The 21,504-nt window shown below is 40.5% G+C and carries 17 protein-coding genes; 6 read left to right on the top strand and 11 right to left on the bottom strand.

Translation table 11 applies throughout. The features are described 5' to 3' along the window. Positions 1–20: 20 nt before the first annotated feature. The 8 genes from Q337_RS0101030 to Q337_RS0100995 all read right to left on the bottom strand — a co-directional run bounded on the left by Q337_RS0101030 (position 21) and on the right by Q337_RS0100995 (position 11,896). Entirely contained in the window at positions 21–1,388 is a 1,368-nt protein-coding gene (locus Q337_RS0101030) for a glycosyltransferase family 2 protein (RefSeq protein WP_156935666.1), read from the bottom strand. A 144-nt stretch (positions 1,389–1,532) separates the two neighbouring features. After that, positions 1,533–2,741 carry a polysaccharide pyruvyl transferase family protein gene (locus Q337_RS0101025; protein ID WP_026469997.1) on the bottom strand — a complete coding sequence of 403 codons (1,209 nt, stop codon included), beginning with the start codon at positions 2,739–2,741 and terminating at the stop codon, positions 1,533–1,535. Between the two features lie 224 nt (positions 2,742–2,965). Beyond that, entirely contained in the window at positions 2,966–5,863 is a 2,898-nt protein-coding gene (locus tag Q337_RS18185) for an accessory Sec system protein Asp2 (RefSeq protein WP_051526466.1), read from the bottom strand. Between the two features lie 202 nt (positions 5,864–6,065). Beyond that, entirely contained in the window at positions 6,066–7,787 is a 1,722-nt protein-coding gene (locus Q337_RS0101015) for a polysaccharide biosynthesis/export family protein (protein WP_026469996.1), read from the bottom strand. A gap of 6 nt (positions 7,788–7,793) precedes the next feature. Continuing rightward, positions 7,794–8,897 carry a capsule biosynthesis protein gene (locus Q337_RS0101010; protein WP_026469995.1) on the bottom strand — a complete coding sequence of 368 codons (1,104 nt, stop codon included), beginning with the start codon at positions 8,895–8,897 and terminating at the stop codon, positions 7,794–7,796. Further along, positions 8,878–9,546: an ABC transporter ATP-binding protein gene (locus Q337_RS0101005; protein WP_026469994.1), complete on the bottom strand. Its 669-nt coding sequence runs from the start codon at positions 9,544–9,546 to the stop codon at positions 8,878–8,880. Before Q337_RS0101005 ends, Q337_RS0101010 begins: the two co-directional genes overlap by 20 nt. Next, positions 9,543–10,355, bottom strand: a complete 813-nt coding sequence (locus Q337_RS0101000) for an ABC transporter permease (protein WP_026469993.1) — start codon at positions 10,353–10,355, stop codon at positions 9,543–9,545. The genes Q337_RS0101005 and Q337_RS0101000 overlap by 4 nt, the downstream gene beginning before the upstream one ends. 155 nt (positions 10,356–10,510) lie before the next feature. After that, the gene (locus Q337_RS0100995) at positions 10,511–11,896 is read right to left on the bottom strand and encodes a Do family serine endopeptidase (protein WP_026469992.1); all 1,386 of its coding nucleotides are present in this window, start codon (positions 11,894–11,896) and stop codon (positions 10,511–10,513) included. Between the two features lie 256 nt (positions 11,897–12,152). Here Q337_RS0100995 and nadB point away from each other — a divergent pair, with 256 nt between their 5' ends. Next, the gene (nadB, locus tag Q337_RS0100990; protein ID WP_026469991.1) at positions 12,153–13,778 is read left to right on the top strand and encodes an L-aspartate oxidase; all 1,626 of its coding nucleotides are present in this window, start codon (positions 12,153–12,155) and stop codon (positions 13,776–13,778) included. An 84-nt stretch (positions 13,779–13,862) separates the two neighbouring features. Here nadB and tmk read toward each other — a convergent pair whose 3' ends face one another. From tmk to pabC, 3 genes are all read right to left on the bottom strand, one after another. Beyond that, positions 13,863–14,483 carry a dTMP kinase gene (tmk, locus tag Q337_RS0100985; RefSeq protein WP_026469990.1) on the bottom strand — a complete coding sequence of 207 codons (621 nt, stop codon included), beginning with the start codon at positions 14,481–14,483 and terminating at the stop codon, positions 13,863–13,865. Beyond that, positions 14,473–15,624, bottom strand: a complete 1,152-nt coding sequence (mltG, locus tag Q337_RS16295) for an endolytic transglycosylase MltG (protein WP_084494665.1) — start codon at positions 15,622–15,624, stop codon at positions 14,473–14,475. Before mltG ends, tmk begins: the two co-directional genes overlap by 11 nt. A 123-nt stretch (positions 15,625–15,747) precedes the next feature. Continuing rightward, entirely contained in the window at positions 15,748–16,560 is an 813-nt protein-coding gene (pabC, locus tag Q337_RS0100975) for an aminodeoxychorismate lyase (RefSeq protein ID WP_026469989.1), read from the bottom strand. 205 nt (positions 16,561–16,765) lie between these two features. Here pabC and Q337_RS0100965 point away from each other — a divergent pair, with 205 nt between their 5' ends. The 5 genes from Q337_RS0100965 (at position 16,766) to Q337_RS0100945 (ending at position 21,412) form a co-directional block, all read left to right on the top strand. Next, positions 16,766–17,785, top strand: coding sequence for a sulfate ABC transporter substrate-binding protein (locus Q337_RS0100965; protein WP_026469988.1), 1,020 nt, complete (start codon positions 16,766–16,768; stop codon positions 17,783–17,785). 53 nt (positions 17,786–17,838) lie between these two features. Continuing rightward, a complete protein-coding gene (locus Q337_RS16290; protein ID WP_228133059.1) occupies positions 17,839–18,489 on the top strand; it encodes an RBBP9/YdeN family alpha/beta hydrolase in 651 nt (216 codons plus the stop codon). Between the two features lie 21 nt (positions 18,490–18,510). Continuing rightward, the gene (cysT, locus tag Q337_RS0100955) at positions 18,511–19,356 is read left to right on the top strand and encodes a sulfate ABC transporter permease subunit CysT (RefSeq protein ID WP_034279141.1); all 846 of its coding nucleotides are present in this window, start codon (positions 18,511–18,513) and stop codon (positions 19,354–19,356) included. Beyond that, positions 19,353–20,243 (top strand): sulfate ABC transporter permease subunit CysW, encoded by an 891-nt coding sequence (gene cysW / locus Q337_RS0100950; RefSeq protein ID WP_026469986.1) that lies wholly within the window; start codon positions 19,353–19,355, stop codon positions 20,241–20,243. The genes cysT and cysW overlap by 4 nt, the downstream gene beginning before the upstream one ends. A 77-nt stretch (positions 20,244–20,320) precedes the next feature. Continuing rightward, complete coding sequence (locus tag Q337_RS0100945) at positions 20,321–21,412, top strand: sulfate/molybdate ABC transporter ATP-binding protein (RefSeq protein WP_026469985.1); 1,092 nt, start codon at positions 20,321–20,323, stop codon at positions 21,410–21,412. Positions 21,413–21,504: the final 92 nt, after the last annotated feature.

Below are 21,504 nucleotides of genomic sequence, written 5' to 3'. Positions count from 1 at the left end.
AATTAATTATCTTAACCTACTTAACTTCTAAAATTAAATTTATATAGTTGCTCCCATTTATTAATTTTTTCTGCTTTAAATAAAACCTCACAACTAGGCTTCACTGTTATATATTTATTATCAATTGATAATGAAAAATAATTGTTATCAGTGAAATAATTTAATAATTGGGCTTTATTTGATCTAAATATTATAATTTTTCCATCTCTATCCACACATAAATATTCTATTTTATAATTATATTCAAAATATAAAAAAGCCTTTGATTCTATATCTACACGTTCTTTATTTATTGCAATTTTCACAATTGAATGTATAGAGGAAGAAATATCCTCTTCTTTTAAAGCAATTACAATATCTTTTGAATGATCATAAACTAAAACACTATGGTGGAAAGAAACTATTTTATGATCAAATACATAGTCTGAAGTAGTCTTGTCCGTAATTTCTAATATATATCCATCATTTAAAATCTTATTAATTTTTTCTTTTGAAAAAACATGCATATATAAATATATATCTAATAAGGCTAATTCACCTTTTTCTTTATAGATACTAATTATATTATTGGTACGTTTGACACTTATCTCATCTAGAAAACCAACATTAAACTTTTTACTAGACCTATTAATAATTTTTTGAGAAAACATCTCAAGTGTTTGAGATTCAAAATGCATAATATTCATATTTTCTTCAATAAATGCATAACCTAAATCACGGTCAAGTGGTTTATTTAAATGACAAGATGGTTGCATTATTTCCTTATTTACCCGAGTAAAAGATTTCCCGGTAACATGGCCGAAAAAACCAGATTTATGATAGATTCCTTCCCTGTCATATATTTTATTCCAATACTCATAGTTTACTTTTTTTCTTGTTTTAAAAAAGTCTGTATCAAATACTTCTTTAAAACTAACTGGAGGATCATCCTTGTAAACCGCTTCAATTGGCATCAATAAAATTGAAAAAATATTATCAGGATACTTATTTAGCAAATTTCCTACGTCTGATCTTGTATATAATAGCTCATCTATATCCATCATAAGCAGCCACTCGGCGTCACTAATTGAATGAGCATGTAGCATATTATGGTATTGACGATATTCTACTAATTCAGGACGCACTCCTTTTTCATATCTAAGCATATGAAAATGTGGCCTTGATTTCCAAAATTCTGGCGTACATTCAATTATTCTTAAACTATCAGCTTTGACTAAATCTTGTGAATTATCAAAGTCATCAGGAGCGTCTAGAAATAAAAAAATTTCTTTAGGATTAAGCTTTAAATGGTGTTCTATAAAAATATTAATATTTTCTGGTAATGCTTTTGCAGTTACTACTATCGACCAAGAATTTTTCATTGCAGAGCCCATTTCTCCAATTTTCATGTTAACTATTTTAATTAAAACATATAATACCAACTAGTTTCGCTATCACACGTATTTAACTGATAGTCCCTATCATAACAAATGTGTAGACACTATAAAGCTTTTTGTTTTATTTGAAAAAGTGTTAATTTTAACAAATGCAAACTACCCATTTTTTATTTCCAATTGATAGAAAGCTTCTATTAAAGATTCTTTATTAAAATATTGGTTAAATTTTGGCAGATAGGCTTTATGTATTAGTTGGCTAATATTTTCCTGACTGATATCGGAGATATTCAAATCGTGCCTAACAATTTTATCATTTTCTAAAATGGAAAAGAAATCATGAAATTTGAAGTGCTTGCCTGAATGAAGGGGTTTATCTTTAATATTCAACCATACCCAAGGTACATTGTAGGCTTGTGCAACTATAATTCCATGTAAAGAAGTAGCAATACAGAATTTAGCATTAGCAATATCTGATACAACCTTATGGGCATCATCTCCTACATTTACTAATTGAATATTATCTATTGAAAGATTCTCAAATAATTTAAATTGACTCCAATGAGGAACTAATACACCTCTATCTTTTTTAATAATGTCAGGTGTAAAGTATTCTGGAAGTAATAAAGCAGGGTCACCGAAAACCTCAGGTATAACATATCCCAGCTTTTGCGTAAGTTCATGGTGAGTATGCCTACCTCTTACTGCCGTAATCTTTTTAATATTAATCTTTGCAAGTTTTTCTCCTAACTTAGGAATACTATTTGTATTGATAAGCCCGCTTCCCCAAATACTAGGGTTAATATGATCTGTATTCATCATATTAATAATTGAACCGATTGAAAAGATAGCATTAGATGACTTACTTCCACGAACATTGACTATAGGCCTTTTAGTCATCATACTAATGAGCCAAGGCCCTAAAATATCTCCAAAATTAGCAACTCCATCCCACCAGAAGACTTTGATAGCTTCCTGTTTTTGCAAAAAATTACTCTCATCAAGCATATATATTTTAGGACTACCATAACAGTTTTTCTTAATTACGAATAAATTTTCTAATTTTAAAAATTCGCTTTTTATAAAATCAGCTATTAAAGCAAATTCATTATGTACTGGAACTTTATAAATTCTTGATTTAGGTTTAGTTAAAAAATCATTGTAGAGAAGCGCTAAAATTTTACGTGTATTAGCGTTACGGGCTAGTAAATCAATAGCATAGTAGCCATGCGATTGCTTGATATCAAAAGCCACACCAAAGTCAATGCACTCAATTACTGCTATATCTTGCTGGTATTTCCATATATGAACATTTTTATAGCCTACAATTGCAAGCATTTCTTGAAGATATTTTATCAGCTGATCCATTTTAGGCCTAAAGATTAACAAAAGAATCTATACTATTAATATAGAGTAAAATTGCAATCTGGTTGCAATATTTTTTACAAAATTAGAAAGATAGAATTTTTAGCCAATTATTCAAGGCCACAGAAATTCCATAAATGTTAATTTGCATTAAATCTATACAGTTCTAATTTTCAAAAATTAGAACTGTACAGATATAGATTTCATAGATAAAAAAGATTCACTGGCTATTTACTTAAATACTTTTTTGCTCTCCTAAACAGTTTTATCAAGTTAGAGCCAGTAGTTGTTCTATGCAAGGGTTTAGCTGGTGGTGAAACAATAGACTTAGGAAATTCTTCCAATAGAAACTGATGAATCTTCTCAGCACTACTTGCTTTAAAAGCAAAACATTCTTGGATGATCTGTTGCCTTACACTTAATAATGGATCATATTTTTGGATAACTACTTGGTTAAAGACGCTTTCAAGCTCTTCAAGGTTATGTACTTTGTAAAATCCATCTGTAAGACGTTTACCAAAATCATTAAACTTCATTTTACTGCGTGCAGATACTAGCCAAATAATTGGTTTACCAGTAGGGAAATACTCCGCCAAAAACGAACTGCTATCAGTTATTAATACGTCAGAAGTTTTAAATAGATCAAAGTAATTCCCATTATCGTAAATAATACTATGATTTGTCGCCCAGCGTCCCAGATAATTTTGATACTGCTCATCAGTCATAATATTATGTTCAGCCACCATATAACGCAAACGCCCATGAGGTTTATATACCCATGCTGTATCTAGATACTTTAGCATTAAATCCTGAATTTTTTGATGATTCCAATCAAAAGTCCCTATCTTTAATAAAGAAGGTCCTACAGAATGATGGGGAGCGTAAATAATTCGACTATGAGCTGACTCAACATTTGTCGGCCAAATTGAATCTAAAGAAGACTGGACTGATACTTGATAAGCATCCATTTTGGCATAGCCAGAAACACGAATTCTCTCTGAAGCTGCTGGGGTAAATTTAATGTGATTAAGTTTATGCAATTCATTTTGTGCGAAGAAGCGCCAAATGAATGGATGAAAATCATCAATACAGTAATCAAGTTTATCTTCGAATATTAAATAACCATAATGAGTAAAACATCCAAGGATTTTAGTATGTAGTGATTTAACCCAATATCGCATTCCCCATGGTTGCTGGTAAAACATTATATCAAATTGATCAGCAATTATATTTATACGGCCCTTCTGATCCATTTCACTGATGTATAAAATATTATTATCAATCTGTCTAAAAAATTCTTTGTTTAATTCATAATCTTGATCATCAAAGCTAGGTAATCGAGCTAGCAGAATCCTTACACTAAACTCTTGACTCTGATTTAAGCTATAATACAGACTTTCATAATTCCATTTTGTTCGATCATTAACGAGTAAACCAACAGAGATTCTTTCTCCCTTGCTACGTTTAGCAATGATTTTACTCGTCAAGGCTTTATTGCCTAGAGTAAACTTTTCATGGTAAGAATAATCATTAAACTTTTGAGTAAACTGCCTATAAAACTCTCCTATATTATCATTTAAATAACTATAAATGTTTGATATAGATTTTCGTTGAACTTTTACTATAACTTTCTGATTTTTTAATTGTGAAGAACCAGATAAATTATTTATAATTTCTTGAATTTCTTGTGTAAAAATACGGAATTTATCGAAATAACGTATCTCAATAGTTTCATTCCCTTCTACTACATCAATAATCAAAGTGGATATTTCATTCTCAAAATGCATAGCCAAAATATTATCTTTATATAGCCATATTTTGCCAGATTTTTTAAATTGTTTCTGAAAAATATCTAATTGCTGACTTAATGACCAATTACTAATAGCTTTAACATTAAGTGTAATACCATTAGATTTACTACTAATTTGGTAAACATGACCACATGAGGTAGCTGTTAGACTCAGGGGCTGGCTAGTGCAAAGCTTTACATTTTTAGTAATACCTTGACAGCAAACTTCAAGATTAAAATGATATATACCTGGCTCTACTATATTAATAAGATGAATTCCATTATTTGTTTTGTAATATGCTTTATCGTATATAACTTGGTCACCATTAAAATACTTTTGTGTTAAATAAGGCCGATTACCTTTATTTAAATAAAAAGAATAATTACGTTGGGCATTTTTTAAATATAATGTATATTTTACATCTTCCCAATTAGCAGCTTCTAGACCTCTTAATAATGCCACACCCTCTATAAATAAGCATTCCTCTTTTAAAGATAATGCTTCAACAGTAACTATAGGTTCTGCTGATTTATCTTTAATACTATACTGATTATTTTCAAATTTTTGGTTGTTTAGATAAACAGATAAATTATCGCTTAATAAACCTAATAGATGTATTAGTAAAGGACTATTATGTCTTATAATATGTTCATGGTTTTTTGCATAAACAGACTCAGAAACAATCAAATTAAAGTTTTGGTATTTACGTAATAGGGGTAATATAGGTTCTATTTCAGTATAATATTGCGGATCAGCCTTGCCTGTTAATAAATAAATATTCTTATTAAGTTGTTGATCTTCTTTTATAAGACTTGGGATCAGATTATCTAGCTGTACTATATGGTGTGCCTGAGGATGCTCTCCTAGCATATGCTTTGCAACTACTGATGCTTTTTTTGCAGTGACTTTTGTTTTTCCTAACACATAAGAAGCAATTTTTATTTGAGGTACTGCACATACAATATTAGAAAAATTATACTTCAAACCATAATACAGAGCTGCACTTCCTCCCTTTGACAATCCTAATAACGTTACATTTTTTTGGTTAAGATTCAGCTCTTTTATTTTTTGTTCAATAAATTGATAAATTATTTCTTCGATGTAAAAATCCATATCTTGGCATAAATAATAACAAGCATGTTCTTTAAAATCGTCTTTGATCCATAATACATTAGCACGGCTTACAGCCAATGAGTTTTCAAAATCATAAGTAAACTCTTTATAAGGCGCAAATCCTGAAAATATAATAATTAAATGTTCACAATCATACTTTTTTTCTTTAAATTTATATTTAATTTCTAGCCCATTTAGAATTAAGGTTTGCTCTTCCATCATGCCCTACATAAATTGATTTAAACTATTGTAAAATTTCGGTTATGAACTTAACAATCATTTGAACGTAAAACTATAATAATAGAATTATTTAAGCAATAAGTACTATTGATCCAGTGTTAAACATTACCTTTAAGATTAAAAATCCTAGATTAGATTCAAAGTCAGGTATACCATACAACGACATGGTACACCTTTAAGGATTTTAAAGATCAAACACAACTTTAGCCGCAATAGCGATTTGATAAATAATCTGCGTTAAACCTCTACCAATTTCAACACTTTTTGTAGAAACTTTTGGCAAGACCATAATTTCATCGCCTTGTTTGATAATATAACTATTACTGACCTGTTCCGCTTCACCATTTTGATGAACAACTATTAACTTGGATTTATTCGATTTCTGTGTATAACCACCCACCTGTTTGATATAATAATCAATTCGTTGATCAGGCTGCCAGCTTAGAGCATTTGGGAACATAACTTCACCATGAACCATGGTAACAGAGGTTTTTTCAGGAATATTTAACACATCACCTTGCTCTAAAATAATATTATCCCAATTATTTTTATTTAAGATAACCTGACCTTTAGGCTGTACTACACGTGCTTTAGTAATAAACTGTTTAATTAACTCTGCATCTTTCAAACGAAGTTCTGCCTCTTCACGGGTAGCCGAACGTACCGATAAAGTCGACTCCTCAAGCTTATCTAACGACAAGTTAAGCATTTCCTTTTGACGTTGCGCGACAGAAGGACGGAACAATTGGATCGCATTAATTTGCGATAATGCATTAGGCTGAATTTGCTGAATAACCTGTTTTAGTGTGGCACCATAAGGCAATACAACTGCATGCGCACCTTGATGGGCTCCCTCTACTCTTACCTGAATAGTGCCAGCATAACGATCTGCTGTTACCGCAACTACATCGCCATCCTGTAATACAACATTTTGCGCTTGTGCAATGCTGTAGTATTCACTACGATACTCTGCACCCTGACGACGGCTGATACTAATGTGTGTTGCACCTGGTTTAAGGCGAGCCACTGATAGTGCCTTGCCTACGGTAAGTTGGGGTACATCAAACTCAAAATCGTAAGCATTGTAGACTTCTCCATTAATAGAAAATGTATGCTTACGTGGGGCCACTACAATTACATCACCATCCTTAAAGGCAAAATTCTGTAACTGCCCGGCCAGCAGGAAATCATAAAGATTAACCTGCTGAACAAATCTTCCATTTCTCAGAATTTGAATATCAACATAACTGCCACGATCTGGATCAACTCCACCTGCACGGTCCAGATATGCCAGTATAGAATCGCTTGAAACGCCACCATAAGAGCCTGGCTGGACTACTGCGCCTGTAACTAATACCTTAACAGGTTGGGCTTGCTCCAAAGCAGCATAGACACCCACATTGGATACATATACGCGGCGTACTGCTTGCTGAACTATATTTTGTAGCTGACCATTGCTGACCCCGGCAACTTTAAGCGGCCCAACGTTTGGTACAAAAATATTGCCTTGAGGGTCTACAGTTAATGTACCAGCAAACTGATATGCCCCCCAAAGTCGCAATTGAATATTATCGCCGGGATTAATAATGTAGCTTGAATTAAACGTACTCCCAGAACTACTGGCAAAAGCACCCTTAAATAACTGGGCACCAAACATACGCGAATTTTGATTTAAAGAAACTGGCCTTGAATTACCAAGATTTAAAATTGCATTTGGTTGCAACATAGCAGCAGCTTGCGCCTGAGCTGTATTTGCCTCTGCAGTATTTAATGGGGTCTGACGGGTAGTATTGGCAGGACCAGCCACGTAGTCATTCGTATCTGGAAGCAAATCGTCAATAACTGCAGCATGGCTATAGGTACTTATAACAATCGCAATACCTAGGAACAAACTTGAATGCTTCATGAGAACTTACTCCCGATGCTCACGGATAATAGAAGCAACCAACTGCCCTATTCCAAATATAATGGTAAAAATTAAGAAACTTGAGAGTAAAATATAGCCCTTGCGTGGATAATACGCATCCTGTGCTAATTGGGGACTTGTAATAATAACGACATTCTTTAATTTACGCACTGCTTCCAATCGAGCTTTTTCCAGGGAACCAAGTGCAAGTTTATAAAGATCCGTGCTAAATTCCACTTTGGCTTTTAATTCTTCAAAATCAGCAGAGCGTCGGTTTAACTTGGTACCGCCCTGCGGTGAAGTTAGCTTGCCTTGCTCTTGGGTTATTTGTTGCTGTACAGCATTAATCTGGCTATGTAATGCCACTACTTGTGATGCCTCTGGATTGAGGTAGCTGAGTAACGTGCGTTCCTGAGTTTGCAAATCTGCTAACTGGCTCTGAAGTTGCATTACTAATCTTGAAGTCGCCAGAGCTGTAGTTTGCGGATCCAGCATCTGATTCCTGTTTTGATAACTAATCAGATTTTCACGGGACTGCTTTAGATTACTAGCTGCCTCTTGTAACTGAGTCTGCGCAAACACCAGCTGATCACGCGCTACTCGCTGTGAAATCTGGTTAATAAAGCTTTCACTAAGTTTTAAAATAGCCTGATTCAATTTTAGTGCAAACTGAGGTGTAAAGCCTTCTGTTTTAACCGTCAACATCGAGTTTTTTTCATCAAACGTTAGGGTAACCCGTCTATTAAAATACTTTACCAAATCCTCTTTGGAAGCATTAGAAGATAATTCAAAAATCGGATCACCTCCATTACCTGCAAATGCTTTACGTAAATTCAACTGTTTATCCAGCGCATAAATCAGGTCAGGAGATTGAATGTAAGCTTTAAGGAAATGTGCATCTTCACTACTGGTATTATTAACCCCTAATAAGATACCTAAACCGTTGGTTTGGCTTCCACCTATATCTCCAATTTGCTTCACCACTACTGTAGAAGTAGAAACATAACGATTTTCAGCTATGGTAAACAAGTAGAAAGCTATAAACAGTAATGGGATGATTACTACTGCAATAAAACTCAACCAGGTAGAATTATTTCTGAGCCAGTGCATATTCTTTATAAACCTCTACTGCTTCCTCAACACTATCAAAATAATAAGCATTGCCTTCCTTAACAAAGAGGGCGACATCACAATGCTCTGTCAGGTCATTTAAATTATGGGACACCATAATAATGTTAGAGTTCTTCTTTAGATTATCTAATAAAACCTTACTTTTGGCTTTAAACTGCGCATCACCAGGAGCGCCGACCTCATCCAGCAAGTAGTAATCAAAGTCAAATGCCATACTTAAGCCAAACCCCAAACGTGAACGCATCCCCGATGAATAAATTTTTATTGGCATATCAAAGTATTTGCCTAACTCGGCAAAGTCTTCCACGTAGCGTACAATATCATCAACTTTGCTTTCTGGGACAAATAATCGGGAAACAAAACGGACATTTTGCCGACCCGTTAAGCTACCCTGGAAACCACCTGCTAGCCCTACTGGCCAAGAAATAGAAGCATTAGAAACTACTTGGCCAGAATCTGCATGATCTATACCGCCAATAATACGTAGTAGTGTACTCTTCCCTGCACCATTTTTACCAATCAAGGCAACGCTTTTTCCACCAGGCAAAGTAATATTTAAATTACGGAAAACGAAATGTCGGCCTTTTTTTGTGGCATAGGATTTTGTCAAATTCTCTAGTTTAATCATTTTGACGTCAACATTATTCTTTCGCGTGATTTATAAATTAAAAGACCAGTAAATAAAACAACTAATGTGCTTATTAATAGATAATTAAAAGATACGTAAGTCACTGGATATTCGGGTGATACGGCATGACGCATAAATTCTAGACAATGTAATAGCGGGTTCCATAATAGATAAGGATGGAATTGCACTGGCACATTATTAATTGAAAACATTACGCCAGACATTAAGTAAAATATAATAAAGAATGAAGAAACAAATTTTGCGACTTCTTTTGAGAAATCACCCAGAGAACACATAATTAATGCAAAGCCAAAAGTAAAAATATAAAGTAAAAACCAGCAAACGAATAAATTTGGTAAATAACTTAGACTAATAGGTTCACCAAAGTAGAGTAAGCCCACCATAAAAAGGCTGTATACCCCAAAATATAATGTCATTTCTACAGATATACGGGCAATTACTGCATCAACTGGCATTACAGGACGATAATTTAACAAGCCCCTATTACTAGATACTGCATGTAGGGATTGCGTTGACGAACGCATAAACATACGAATTGGTAGTACACCATTAACCAGAAAAAGTGTATAGGACATATAAGGAATGGCACGTTCCATGATACCGCCAAACAATACAAGCTTTAAGAATACCAGCATACCTGGTTCTAAAATGGCCCATACATAGCCAAGGCGATAATGTCCAAATCGAGTTTGGAATTCCCTTAAAAATAAGGCCCGGATTGCAGCATACTGTACAGCCAGTCCACTGCGGGGCTTAAGCCGGTATATCGGTTTGTTTACTTCAGCCATAATATCGGTATCAATTAGTCAGCAAGCGCTATTCGTATAAATACGATTTTATTAATAATTCCCGGTGACTATAAAGAGGAACTTTATATTAGTCCATATAGAATTTATAAAACTGAAGGAGCGGTACATGGAAAGCTATACCGCTTGAATCATTTTCATTCAACCCTTAACCCAACAATTGCTGGAACGCCATCGCGCTGAATTGCAACCCGAACCACACGGTTTGAAGGAAGACTACGAATGGCAGTCAGTAATGCTGTGGCTGTTGGTGTTTGGGTATTGTTCAGGCTAGTGATCACATCTCCCGGCAGTAAACCCGCATGAGCGGCCAAACCACCCGGCAATACATCAGTAATAATGACGCCTTTTATTTTTAAACTCTGGCTTTCTGCTGGTGTTAAGTCACGCAATTGCATGCCGAGAGAAGGCCCTTTGCCCTGATCGGTTTTCATGCTTTCAGCAGGTGGTGTATCGTCAGGCGCACTGGTCAATGTGGCACTTAAGGATAACTGCTTGCTATTACGTTGTACGACCATGCTTGCTGTCTGGTTTGGCCGGGTGCGATTAATCAGGTTAATTAGATCGGTAGTGCGATTAATTGGAGTGCCATTATAGGACAGGATAATATCCCCTGCCTTTAAACCTGCCTTGCTGGCTGGTGTGTCGTCAGAAACCTGTGTTACCAGCGCTCCCTCTGGACGTGACAACTCATAAGCTTCGGCAAGGTTTCGGTCGATATCCTGCAACATTACACCCAGATAAGCACGGGACACCTTGCCAGTTTTTATAATCTGATTGGCAACATCCATAGCAACATCAATTGGAATAGAAAACGATAAACCCATATAGCCGCCGGTTCCACTAAAGATGCGTGAGTTGATACCGATTACTTCTCCGTCCCGGTTGAATAATGGGCCACCAGAGTTACCAGGATTTAGGGCAACGTCAGTTTGAATAAATGGCACTGCGTTTTCACGAGACATGGTCCGTGACTTTGCACTCACAATACCTGCGGAAGCAGAATAATCAAAACCAAACGGTGAGCCAATGGCCAGTACAGGTTCACCCACTTTCAGACTGTTGGCATCACCGATACGCAAGGCTGGAAAATCACTGCCTTTTACTTTCAGCACAGCAACATCGGTACGTGCATCGCTACCCACTAGCTCGGCATCAATTTCACGGCGGTCATTTAATGTTATGGTTACCTTGCTGGCATCGGCAATCACATGGTGGTTAGTAAGCAAATAACCATCTTTAGTGATAAAAAATGCACTGCCATAGGCATTTTGTTCCTGTGGCAGACGTTGATTTGGGATTTGCACATTATTACCGAAAAAACGGCGTAATAATTCAGGCATTTGTTGTTGTAATAACTCTTCCTGACTCATTTTTTTAGATACATTAACGCGTACTACGGCAGGACTTACTGTCTGAACTAATGACGAAAAATCAACAGGCGCAGCTGCAATGCTGGGTTGACTAATGACAATAGAACATACTGCTGCAACAACACCCCGTTGAATATAATTGATACTCATTGACTGCCTTCCTAGTGAGTCTATGTAATCAGAAATTTAGTTAACTGTTTTAACAGAGTTTTTAAGGATTTTCTGTTAGCAATCGTTTCTATTTGAGCTAAATCCCCGCTTTAATTGAGATTATGTAGAAAATGTGAAATTTCATACAGTTAAATCTATATTTCCAATCATAATTTTTTTGGTAAAAAGCTTGCGTTTTTTATCATTTTGGCGTGTTATTCGCCTCTGTTTTTTATTCAATTTCAGGCTTTTTACAATGCGCGACCAGAGCCAGGCATCTATTTACGATGTGATTATTGTTGGAAGCGGGGCAGCCGGGTTAACCCTTGCCTTATCCCTTCCTACTCATCTTAAAGTTGCCGTACTGGCAAAATCAGTATTAACAGAAGCAAGTACCTACTATGCGCAGGGTGGTGTTGCTGCTGTGCTGGATGAAACTGATTCTGTAGAACAGCATGTTGAAGATACCCTAATTGCAGGCGCACATTTGTGTCACCCTGATGCAGTGGCATTTACAGTAGAACATGGCCGTGATGCCGTTAATTTCCTGCTGGAACAAGGTGTACGGTTTACGCTGGACGAAGCCGAACAACTACATTTAACCCGTGAAGGTGGTCATTCACAGCGCCGGATTATCCATGCGGCGGATGCAACCGGCATGGCAATTTCAACCACACTGGTCAAGCGCGTGCGTGAATGCCAGCATGTGACGTTGCTAGAAAACTATGCGGCTATTGATGTAATTACCAGCCAGCGTCTGGGGCTTGCAGGCAATAACCGGGTCGCTGGTTTATATGTACTGAATATTCACACTGAGCAGGTTGAAACCCTGCTGGCCCCATTTGTAGCATTGGCCTGCGGTGGTGCCAGTAAAGCTTATTTATATACATCCAATCCGGATATTGCGACCGGAGATGGCATTGCCATGGCATGGCGAGCGGGCTGCCGGGTAGCGAATCTGGAGTTTAACCAGTTTCACCCAACTTGCCTCTATCACCCGCAGGCACGTTCATTTTTGATTACGGAAGCAATGCGTGGTGAAGGCGCGTATTTGCGCTTGCCTGATGGAGAACGCTTTATGCAGCGTTTCCATGAAAGTGCTGAACTGGCTCCACGTGATATTGTGGCCCGTGCCATTGACTATGAGATGAAGCGGCTAGGTATTCGTCATGTCTGGCTCGATATCACCCATCAGCCGGAAGATTTTGTTAAATCCCACTTCCCTACTTTGTACGAACGCCTGCTGGAACTGGGCATTGATATTACCAAAGACATGATTCCTGTCGTGCCTGCCGCGCATTACACTTGCGGCGGAGTAATGGTGGATCATCATAGCCAGACTGATATTGCAGGCTTATATGCTATTGGTGAAACATCCTTTACCGGTTTGCATGGCGCCAACCGTATGGCCAGCAATTCCCTGCTGGAATGTTTTGTTTATGGGATGAGTGCGGCACGCCATATTGCCCAGTTGCACCCAAATACGCAGGCTATTACCAGTGTGCCGAAGTGGGATGCATCCAAGGTGCAAAACCCGGATGAAGACGTAGTGATTTTGCAGAACTGGGATGAGCTGCGCAGCTTTATGTGGAACTATGTGGGTATTGTCCGTACCACAAAACGCCTACAACGCGCGCTAAACCGGATTGAGTTACTCAAGCGGGAAATTGAAGATTACTATCAGGGTTATGTCATCACCAAAAACCTGATTGAACTCCGCAATCTGGTACTGGTTTCAGAAATGATTGTGCGCTGCGCCTTGCAACGTCATGAGTCCCGGGGCTTGCACTATACGCTGGACTATCCGGAAATCTCTACTGAAATCCGTGATACCGTTCTGCTACCACCGGACTTTGTTGCACAGTCACCAATCGTAGTTTAAAGCAACCTTAAAAAATACAGTAAAAAACTGCTGATAGATCTAAAGGCAAACTCAGGTTTGCCTTTATTTTTTGGTTTTCACGTTTCAGTTTGCTGTCAGCAGTTGATTTTGCCTGAGCACTGCAATGGCCTGCTCCAGAATTTGTGCTGGCGTTTGGCTAGCATCTAGCCGTACAAAACGTTCCGGTTCTCCGTTGGCCCGGTTTTGGTAAACTGCACGCACTTTTTGAAAGAATTCCAGTTTTTCCTGTTCAAAACGATCCAGTGCTCCGCGTTTTTGCGCGCGTTGCATCCCAAGCTCTACTGGTGCATCCAGCCAGAAAGTCAGATGTGGCATTACAGGTACAAATTGCTGGCGCAGTAACTCAATCGTGTCTACATTCAAGCCACGGCCACCGCCCTGATAGGCAAAACTGGCGTCAACAAAGCGATCACTCAGCACCCATCGGCCTGCATTGAGTGCCGGTTGAATCACCTGTGCAATATGCTGGGCACGTGCAGCAAAGATCAGCAACAGTTCGCAGTTTTCGCTCATAGCTTCATCCAGCGGGCTCAGCAATAACTGACGGATTTGTTCAGCCAGTGGAGTGCCACCAGGTTCGCGTGTCAAAACCACTTGCTTGCCCTGTTGCTGCAAATAATTTACCAGACTTTTAATCAGGGTGGTTTTGCCTACCCCTTCCGTACCTTCAAAACTAATAAACATCAGGGGCTACTCCTGCTGGATTGCTAGCTGGATTGGCATTAGCCGCACGTTTCTGGCGCAAGACTTTCAGGTAATTGGCCACGGCCTGATTATGCTGCTCCAGTGAGCTGCTAAATACATGCCCACCAGTGCCGGTTGCTACAAAGTACAGGCTGTTTCCTGTTGCCGGATGCAAAGCTGCTTCGATAGAAGCCTTGCTGGGCAATGCAATCGGTGTTGGCGGCAAGCCATCAATGGTATAGGTGTTATACGGCGTTGGTGTGAGCAAATCCTGACGACGGATATTGCCCTTATAGTTATCTCCCATGCCATAAATAACTGTAGGGTCGGTTTGCAGGCGCATGCCCACTTTCAGGCGGCGCACAAATACGCCAGCGACGTCCTGTCGCTCACGCGGAATGCCGGTTTCCTTTTCCACAATTGAAGCCATGATCAGGGCTTCATAGGCATTTTTATACGGTAAATTGGGCGCGCGTTTTTGCCAGGCTTCATCTACAATCTTTTTTTGCGTGCGATATAAATGCTTTAAAATTGCGGCGTCGGTTTCGCCCTTGGCAAAATAATAGGTATTGGGGGCAAACCAGCCTTCAGGATGCGACTGGTTAATCTCCAGCTTTTTCAGCAGTTGCGGGTTATCTAGTCCTTTTAATGTATGGGTGACATTCGGATCACTGTCCAGACGCTTACGCAATTGACCAAACGTCGTGCCTTCAATCACCAAGACCCGGTTTATCTGCGCCAGCTTGCCATTACTCAGCATTTGCAAGAGTTGCTGAACCGTTGTGCCTTTTTCAACCTCATAAACACCTGCTTTTAAGGTATCGTGAATAAACAGGCGCTGGTAAATTTTGGCCATAACGGGGAAACGAATCTGTCCTTTTTCGCTCAACTCGGCAATCAGGCCTGAATAGGTTTGTCCCTGTTTGATATTGAGCATCTGGCTCTGGGTACGCATGGGAATTTCACGCCAAAGCCCTTGCCACAACAGTAGCCATAACCCCAGCAAGCCGACAATCATGATAATGACTAAAAATCGTAGACCTTTAGACTGCAAAATGCCTGCCCCGGATGGCGCTGCTTTGGTTTTATAGGCCCCACTGGTTTTGGGTTTTGCTTTCGTTTTAACAGGACGTTTTGCCATAACCGATTGATGCTGAACAAAGGTAAGCAAGCATAGCAGAACTTGATGGCAAAATTGAGCGGTTCAGATTGCTGCCTGCCCAACTCATTCAGGAAATCATTGGAAATCGCAAAAAATTTAATATCACAAGCCACGCAATTTTTGTTTTAACTGTTCGACAGGCTGAGTGGTTAACGCACGTCCATTCAGGCTTTTGACTGGCACAATACCGCTTAAGGCATTACAGAAAAACAGTGCTTCAATCTGGTCAACCACAGTTTTTGGAATGTGGGTAATTAAATGCGGGATATTGTCGCTTAGCATTTGTGCCAGAATTTCGGCACGCATGACGCCTGCAATGCCTGCCTGATCCAGCAACGGGGTGTACCACTTGTTATCCATATAAAAAAAGCAGTTACTGTAAACGCCTTCAATCAGGTTACCCTGAATATCAGACACCAGTGCTTCAGGCCATTTTGTTGCTGCCAGCTCCTGCCGGAGTAAAACCTGCTCCATACGGTTCAGGGTTTTTAAGCCTGCAATGGCAGGCATCACATGACCCAGCGTAAGCTGTAATAAACCGCTATCAATAGGCTGCGCTGACTGAGCCATAATTTCCGGTTTCTCAGCAGGGAAAAACTGGATATAAATATCGGCACTTTGTTCGGGTGGCAGATAGCCACGTTCGCCCAAGCCACGGCTAATGATAATTTTAACCGTACCAAAAGAGCTGTCGTGGTTTTTGAGAAAATCCTGAACCTGCTGCTCTAGTATTTCAATGTCCAGGTTAAAACCCAACTGATCGGCACACTGAATTAATCGTTCGATATGGCGCTGCCACAGGCAAAGCTTGCCCTCTTCCAGCCGGATTGTGGTAAAGAAGCCATCACCGTATAAAAAAGCACGATCCTGACAGTCAATATGCTGACAATAATTGCCATTCTTAATACTGATCATAGTTATTTCCCAAACTGGCTTCACGAGTGATAAGCCTCACTAGTATTTCCTGAATTGCTATTTCTTTAAATCACATTTTTTCATAAGAATTGCTTTTTTTATTGTTTTTTTATTTTTACAGAAATTTTTATCCTTATTCCAATGATTGATGAAGAACACGTTTTTCATCTCAAAAAGTGCAAAATTCTGGAGAAATAAAATGGCAATTCGTTTTAGCACCGCTTTGACCGCTGGTCTAGCTGCTGTCCTGTTGAGTGGCAGTGCGCTGGCAGCAGCCCCTATCAATTTTTTAAATGTGTCGTATGACCCAACGCGTGAACTATACGACGATTTTAATAAGTCTTTTGGCAGCTACTGGCAGAAAAAAACCGGACAGGAAGTTAATTTCCGTCAGTCACATGGCGGTTCTGGCAAGCAGGCCCGTTCAGTCATTGATGGTTTGGAAGCTGATGTGGTGACATTGGCACTGGCTTCTGACATTGATGCGATTGTTGATAATACTTCTTTAATTAAAAACAAAAACTGGCAAAAACAGTTTCCACAGAATTCCACACCTTATACCTCAACCATTGTTTTTCTGGTACGCAAAGGTAATCCAAAACAAATCAAGGACTGGGGTGACATCGTAAAACCCGGTGTTGAAATCATTACACCTAATCCAAAAACTTCTGGCGGCGCACGCTGGAACTATCTGGCAGCATGGGCATGGGCCAAGCATCAAAAAGGCGGTAATGACACGTCAGCGCGGGAATTTGTTCGTCAGGTTTACCAGCATACCAAGGTGCTGGATTCTGGGGCGCGTGGTGCCACCACTACGTTTGTAGAGCGTGGTATTGGTGATGTATTGCTGGCCTGGGAAAACGAAGCCTACCTGGCTATTCGTGAGCAGCCGGACAAGTTTGAAATCATTACCCCTAGCCTGTCTGTGCTGGCTGAGCCACCCGTAGCCATTGTTGATAAAAACGTGGAAAAGCATGGCACCCGCAATCTGGCCACTGGCTACCTGAATTATTTGTACTCTCCTGCCGGGCAGGAAATTGCAGCCAAAAACTTTTATCGTCCACGTAATGCACAGGTTCTGGCCAAATATAAAAATGTGTTCAAGCCTCTAAAACTGGTCACGGTGGACAAGGAATTTGGCGGCTGGAGAAAAACCCAGAAGGCGCATTTTGATAATGGCGGTGTTTTTGACCAGATCGTGGCTCAGAACTCAGGCAATCAATAATTCCAACTGGTAGGTTTAGCAAGCAAAACTTGGGCACACTTTGGAGTAATGTGATGAAACGCTTGATTGTTCCAGGTGTTGGCGGCAGTGAAGCACAGCACTGGCAAAGCTGGCTGCAACAAGTTTTGCCAAATGCCGAACGCGTTGAACAGCAAAACTGGCATCAGCCGATATTGCAACAATGGGTAGCTCAATTGGCCAAGGTTTTGCAGCAGCAAAATAAGCCTGTGCAAATTGTTGCCCATAGTTTTGGCTGTCTGACCAGCGTGGCTGCGCTAAAACAGCATCCAGAATTAGCTAGCGCTGTTGATTCCCTCATTCTGGTTGCGCCTGCCAATCCTGAGCGGTTCTCCAGCACTGGTTTACGCCAGTCAGGTCAGGCCAGTATTGCTGATTTTTTACCCAACGCACTTGCTGGTACTAGCTTGCTGATTGCCAGCCAGACTGATCCGTGGCTGGATTTTAAGTCTGCCAAAGCGCTGGCCAGCCAATGGCAATCTGCTTTGGTTGATTTGGGTAATGCCGGGCATATCAATGTGGCTTCCGGGTTTGGTGCATGGCCACAATTGTTGCCCTATCTTGACCTAATAACATCAGGCGCCACTCCTTTTGCTTCAGGCCCTGTACGCCCCTCATTAAATCATAACCCCCGAATGCGGGACTTAACGCCACTACAGCAATTTCAGTTTTCCCGTTCGTTTTAGCAGTTTATTTTGAGGTTATTTATGGCAAATGTTAGGGCTAAACAAACCCGCGTCCTGCCAGGTTTTGGGCTATCACTGGGTTTTACCCTGCTGTATTTGTCACTGGTGGTACTGGTGCCATTATCGGCTGTGTTTATCCGTTCAATGGGTATTGGCTGGGATGGCCTGATTGACATTCTGACTTCCGAACGAATTTTAAAAGCCCTGCAACTGAGCTTTAGTACTGCATTAATTGCGGCGCTGGTGAATGTGGTGTTTGGCCTGTTACTGGCATGGGCACTGGTACGTTATAGCTTTCCCGGCAAGCGCATTGTAGATGCACTGGTTGACCTGCCATTTGCCCTGCCAACCGCGGTTGCCGGCATTGCCCTGACCACACTGTATTCCAAAAATGGCTGGCTGGGTCAATACCTTGAGCCTTTAGGTCTTCACATTGCCTATACAAGTATTGGCATTACCCTGGCGCTGACTTTTATTGGCTTGCCCTTTGTGGTACGTACCGTACAACCTGTACTGGCTGATCTGGAAACTGAACTGGAAGAAGCCGCTGCCGCTTTGGGTGCGTCACGCCTGCAAACCATTACCAAAGTTATTTTTCCCATACTTTTTCCGGCATTGCTTACCGGTTTTGCGCTGGCCTTTGCCCGTGGTGTTGGCGAATATGGATCAGTTATTTTTATTGCAGGTAATCAGCCCTATAAAACTGAAATTGCCCCGCTACTCATTATTTCCCGGCTAGAAGAATATGACTATGCCGGAGCAACCACCATTGCCGTGGTGATGCTCATTATTTCATTTGCACTATTACTGCTGATTAACTTTTTACAGGCTTGGGCCAGTCGTCGTACCGGGAGGGTTGCATCGTGAGTTTGTCCATTACTAACGGAAATGCCCTGTCAGACCGCCTGCAATCGCGTGATGCTACTCGTGAATCACCACTGGTACGCTATATCGTTTTAACTATTAGCCTGATTTTCTTTGCAAGCTGCCTGTTATTGCCGCTCATTTTGGTGTTTGTTGAAGCCTTCAAGCAAGGCGTTCAGGTGTATGTTCATGCCCTAATTGACCCTGATACTCTGGCTGCCGTCAAACTGACCTTACTAACCGCAGCCATTGCTGTGCCAGTAAATGTGATTTTTGGTATTGCAGCAGCATGGAGCGTGGCCAAGTTCAGGTTTCGGGGCAAATCCATTTTAACTACCCTGATTGACCTGCCGTTTTCTGTATCCCCAGTGATTGCCGGTTTAATGCTGGTATTGCTATTTGGTGCACAAGGCTGGTTTGGGGAAAGCCTGCGGGATCATGACATCCAGATTTTGTATGCAGTGCCTGCCATTGTACTGGCCACCGTGTTTATTACGGTTCCCTTTGTGGCACGCGAACTCATTCCCCTAATGGAAGCACAAGGCACTGAAGAGGAAGAAGCGGCAATTGTACTGGGTGCGAATGGCTGGCAAACCTTCTGGCATGTCACCCTGCCCAATATTAAATGGGGCCTGCTGTATGGCGTGATTCTGTGTAATGCACGCGCTATGGGTGAGTTTGGTGCGGTATCCGTTGTGTCTGGTCATATTCGCGGTGAAACCAATACCCTGCCGCTGCATGTTGAGATTTTATACAACGAATATACCTTTAGTGCCGCATTTGCAGTGTCATCCCTGCTGGCACTACTGGCAATTTTAACCCTGATTCTTAAGGTGTGGATTGAATCCCGTACCAATCGTCAGGACAACCGTACCGATTCGACTGGCTAAGGCCAATTAATTACGGCGAACTACGCTTCTCCATTATCGTACAGATGTAATTACAGGATTATCATAGGACATTTGCCATGAGCATTCAGGTTAAAAATATTGACAAGCACTTTGGCAATTTTCATGCCTTAAATAACATTAGCCTTGATTTTCCCGAAGGTGAACTGGTGGCGCTGTTAGGGCCGTCCGGCTGCGGCAAAACCACCCTGCTGCGTATTATTGCCGGACTCGAATCAGCCGATGGCGGGCAAATCCTGCTGGAAGGTGAAGATGCCACAGATACACATGTACGCCATCGTCAGGTTGGCTTTGTGTTTCAGCACTATGCGCTGTTTCGTCACATGACCGTGTTTGACAATGTGGCTTTTGGCTTGCGCGTGCGTCCCCGTAAAACCCGTCCTTCTGAAGCAGAAATCAAGAAACGGGTGAGCAAGCTGCTTGATCTGGTACAACTGGGTTTTCTGGCAGACCGCTTTCCTGCCCAGTTATCCGGTGGTCAGCGCCAGCGGATTGCACTGGCTCGGGCGCTAGCCGTTGAACCGCGAGTGTTGTTACTGGATGAACCTTTTGGTGCCCTTGATGCGAAAGTACGTAAGGAACTGCGCCGCTGGCTGCGCAGCCTGCATGATGAACTGCACATTACCTCAATTTTTGTGACGCATGATCAGGAAGAAGCGCTGGAAGTAGCCGACCAGATTGTAGTGATGAACAAAGGCAATATTGAACAAATTGGTAGCCCACGTGAAGTCTATGACCATCCGGCAACCCCTTTTGTGTTTGACTTTTTGGGCCAGGCCAACCGGCTTGAAGGCCAGCGTCAAGGCAATCGGATCGTATTTTCAGATGATCAGCTTGTGTTGCCACAGCACTATCAGTCTCAACTGCCTAAACAATCTCAGGAGCGCAGTCAGGATAATGTGATTGTGTTTGCACGTCCCAATGAGCTGCATATTCATACACAGGCACCTGTCGAACCAAGTTTGCAGGCCAAAGTAATTCGTGATGTCTGGCTGGCAGGACAAATCCGGGTTGAGCTTCAGGATCGGCAAGGCCGCTTGCTTGAAGTTGCCCTCACACCGGAGCAGCAACTAAGCCTCACCTTACAGCCGGGGCAAACGGTCTGGGTGACAGCCAGTAATTTGCATCTTTTTGATGATTATGCCGCTTAACTCAGGCCATTAACTTAGAAAGTTAAATCAGGCAGTTAAATCACTAAACAATGAATTGACTGCTTAATTCAATTTATTGCTAAGGCATTGTG

Source organism: Alkanindiges illinoisensis DSM 15370 (assembly GCF_000619845.1).
GTDB lineage: Bacteria > Pseudomonadota > Gammaproteobacteria > Pseudomonadales > Moraxellaceae > Alkanindiges > Alkanindiges illinoisensis.
The sequence above is the reverse complement of the archived record's forward strand: the minus strand, read 5'-3'. Positions and strand labels throughout refer to the sequence as shown.

Coding starts and splice junctions, on each gene's coding strand:
- Q337_RS0101030 (WP_156935666.1), bottom strand. CDS start 1,388: ATGAAAATTGGAGAAATGGGCTCTGCAATGAAAAATTCTTGGTCGATA.
- Q337_RS0101025 (WP_026469997.1), bottom strand. CDS start 2,741: ATGGATCAGCTGATAAAATATCTTCAAGAAATGCTTGCAATTGTAGGC.
- Q337_RS18185 (WP_051526466.1), bottom strand. CDS start 5,863: ATGATGGAAGAGCAAACCTTAATTCTAAATGGGCTAGAAATTAAATAT.
- Q337_RS0101015 (WP_026469996.1), bottom strand. CDS start 7,787: ATGAAGCATTCAAGTTTGTTCCTAGGTATTGCGATTGTTATAAGTACC.
- Q337_RS0101010 (WP_026469995.1), bottom strand. CDS start 8,897: ATGCACTGGCTCAGAAATAATTCTACCTGGTTGAGTTTTATTGCAGTA.
- Q337_RS0101005 (WP_026469994.1), bottom strand. CDS start 9,546: ATGATTAAACTAGAGAATTTGACAAAATCCTATGCCACAAAAAAAGGC.
- Q337_RS0101000 (WP_026469993.1), bottom strand. CDS start 10,355: ATGGCTGAAGTAAACAAACCGATATACCGGCTTAAGCCCCGCAGTGGA.
- Q337_RS0100995 (WP_026469992.1), bottom strand. CDS start 11,896: ATGAGTATCAATTATATTCAACGGGGTGTTGTTGCAGCAGTATGTTCT.
- nadB (WP_026469991.1), top strand. CDS start 12,153: ATGCGCGACCAGAGCCAGGCATCTATTTACGATGTGATTATTGTTGGA.
- tmk (WP_026469990.1), bottom strand. CDS start 14,483: ATGTTTATTAGTTTTGAAGGTACGGAAGGGGTAGGCAAAACCACCCTG.
- mltG (WP_084494665.1), bottom strand. CDS start 15,624: ATGGCAAAACGTCCTGTTAAAACGAAAGCAAAACCCAAAACCAGTGGG.
- pabC (WP_026469989.1), bottom strand. CDS start 16,560: ATGATCAGTATTAAGAATGGCAATTATTGTCAGCATATTGACTGTCAG.
- Q337_RS16290 (WP_228133059.1), top strand. CDS start 17,839: ATGAAACGCTTGATTGTTCCAGGTGTTGGCGGCAGTGAAGCACAGCAC.
- cysT (WP_034279141.1), top strand. CDS start 18,511: ATGGCAAATGTTAGGGCTAAACAAACCCGCGTCCTGCCAGGTTTTGGG.
- Q337_RS0100945 (WP_026469985.1), top strand. CDS start 20,321: ATGAGCATTCAGGTTAAAAATATTGACAAGCACTTTGGCAATTTTCAT.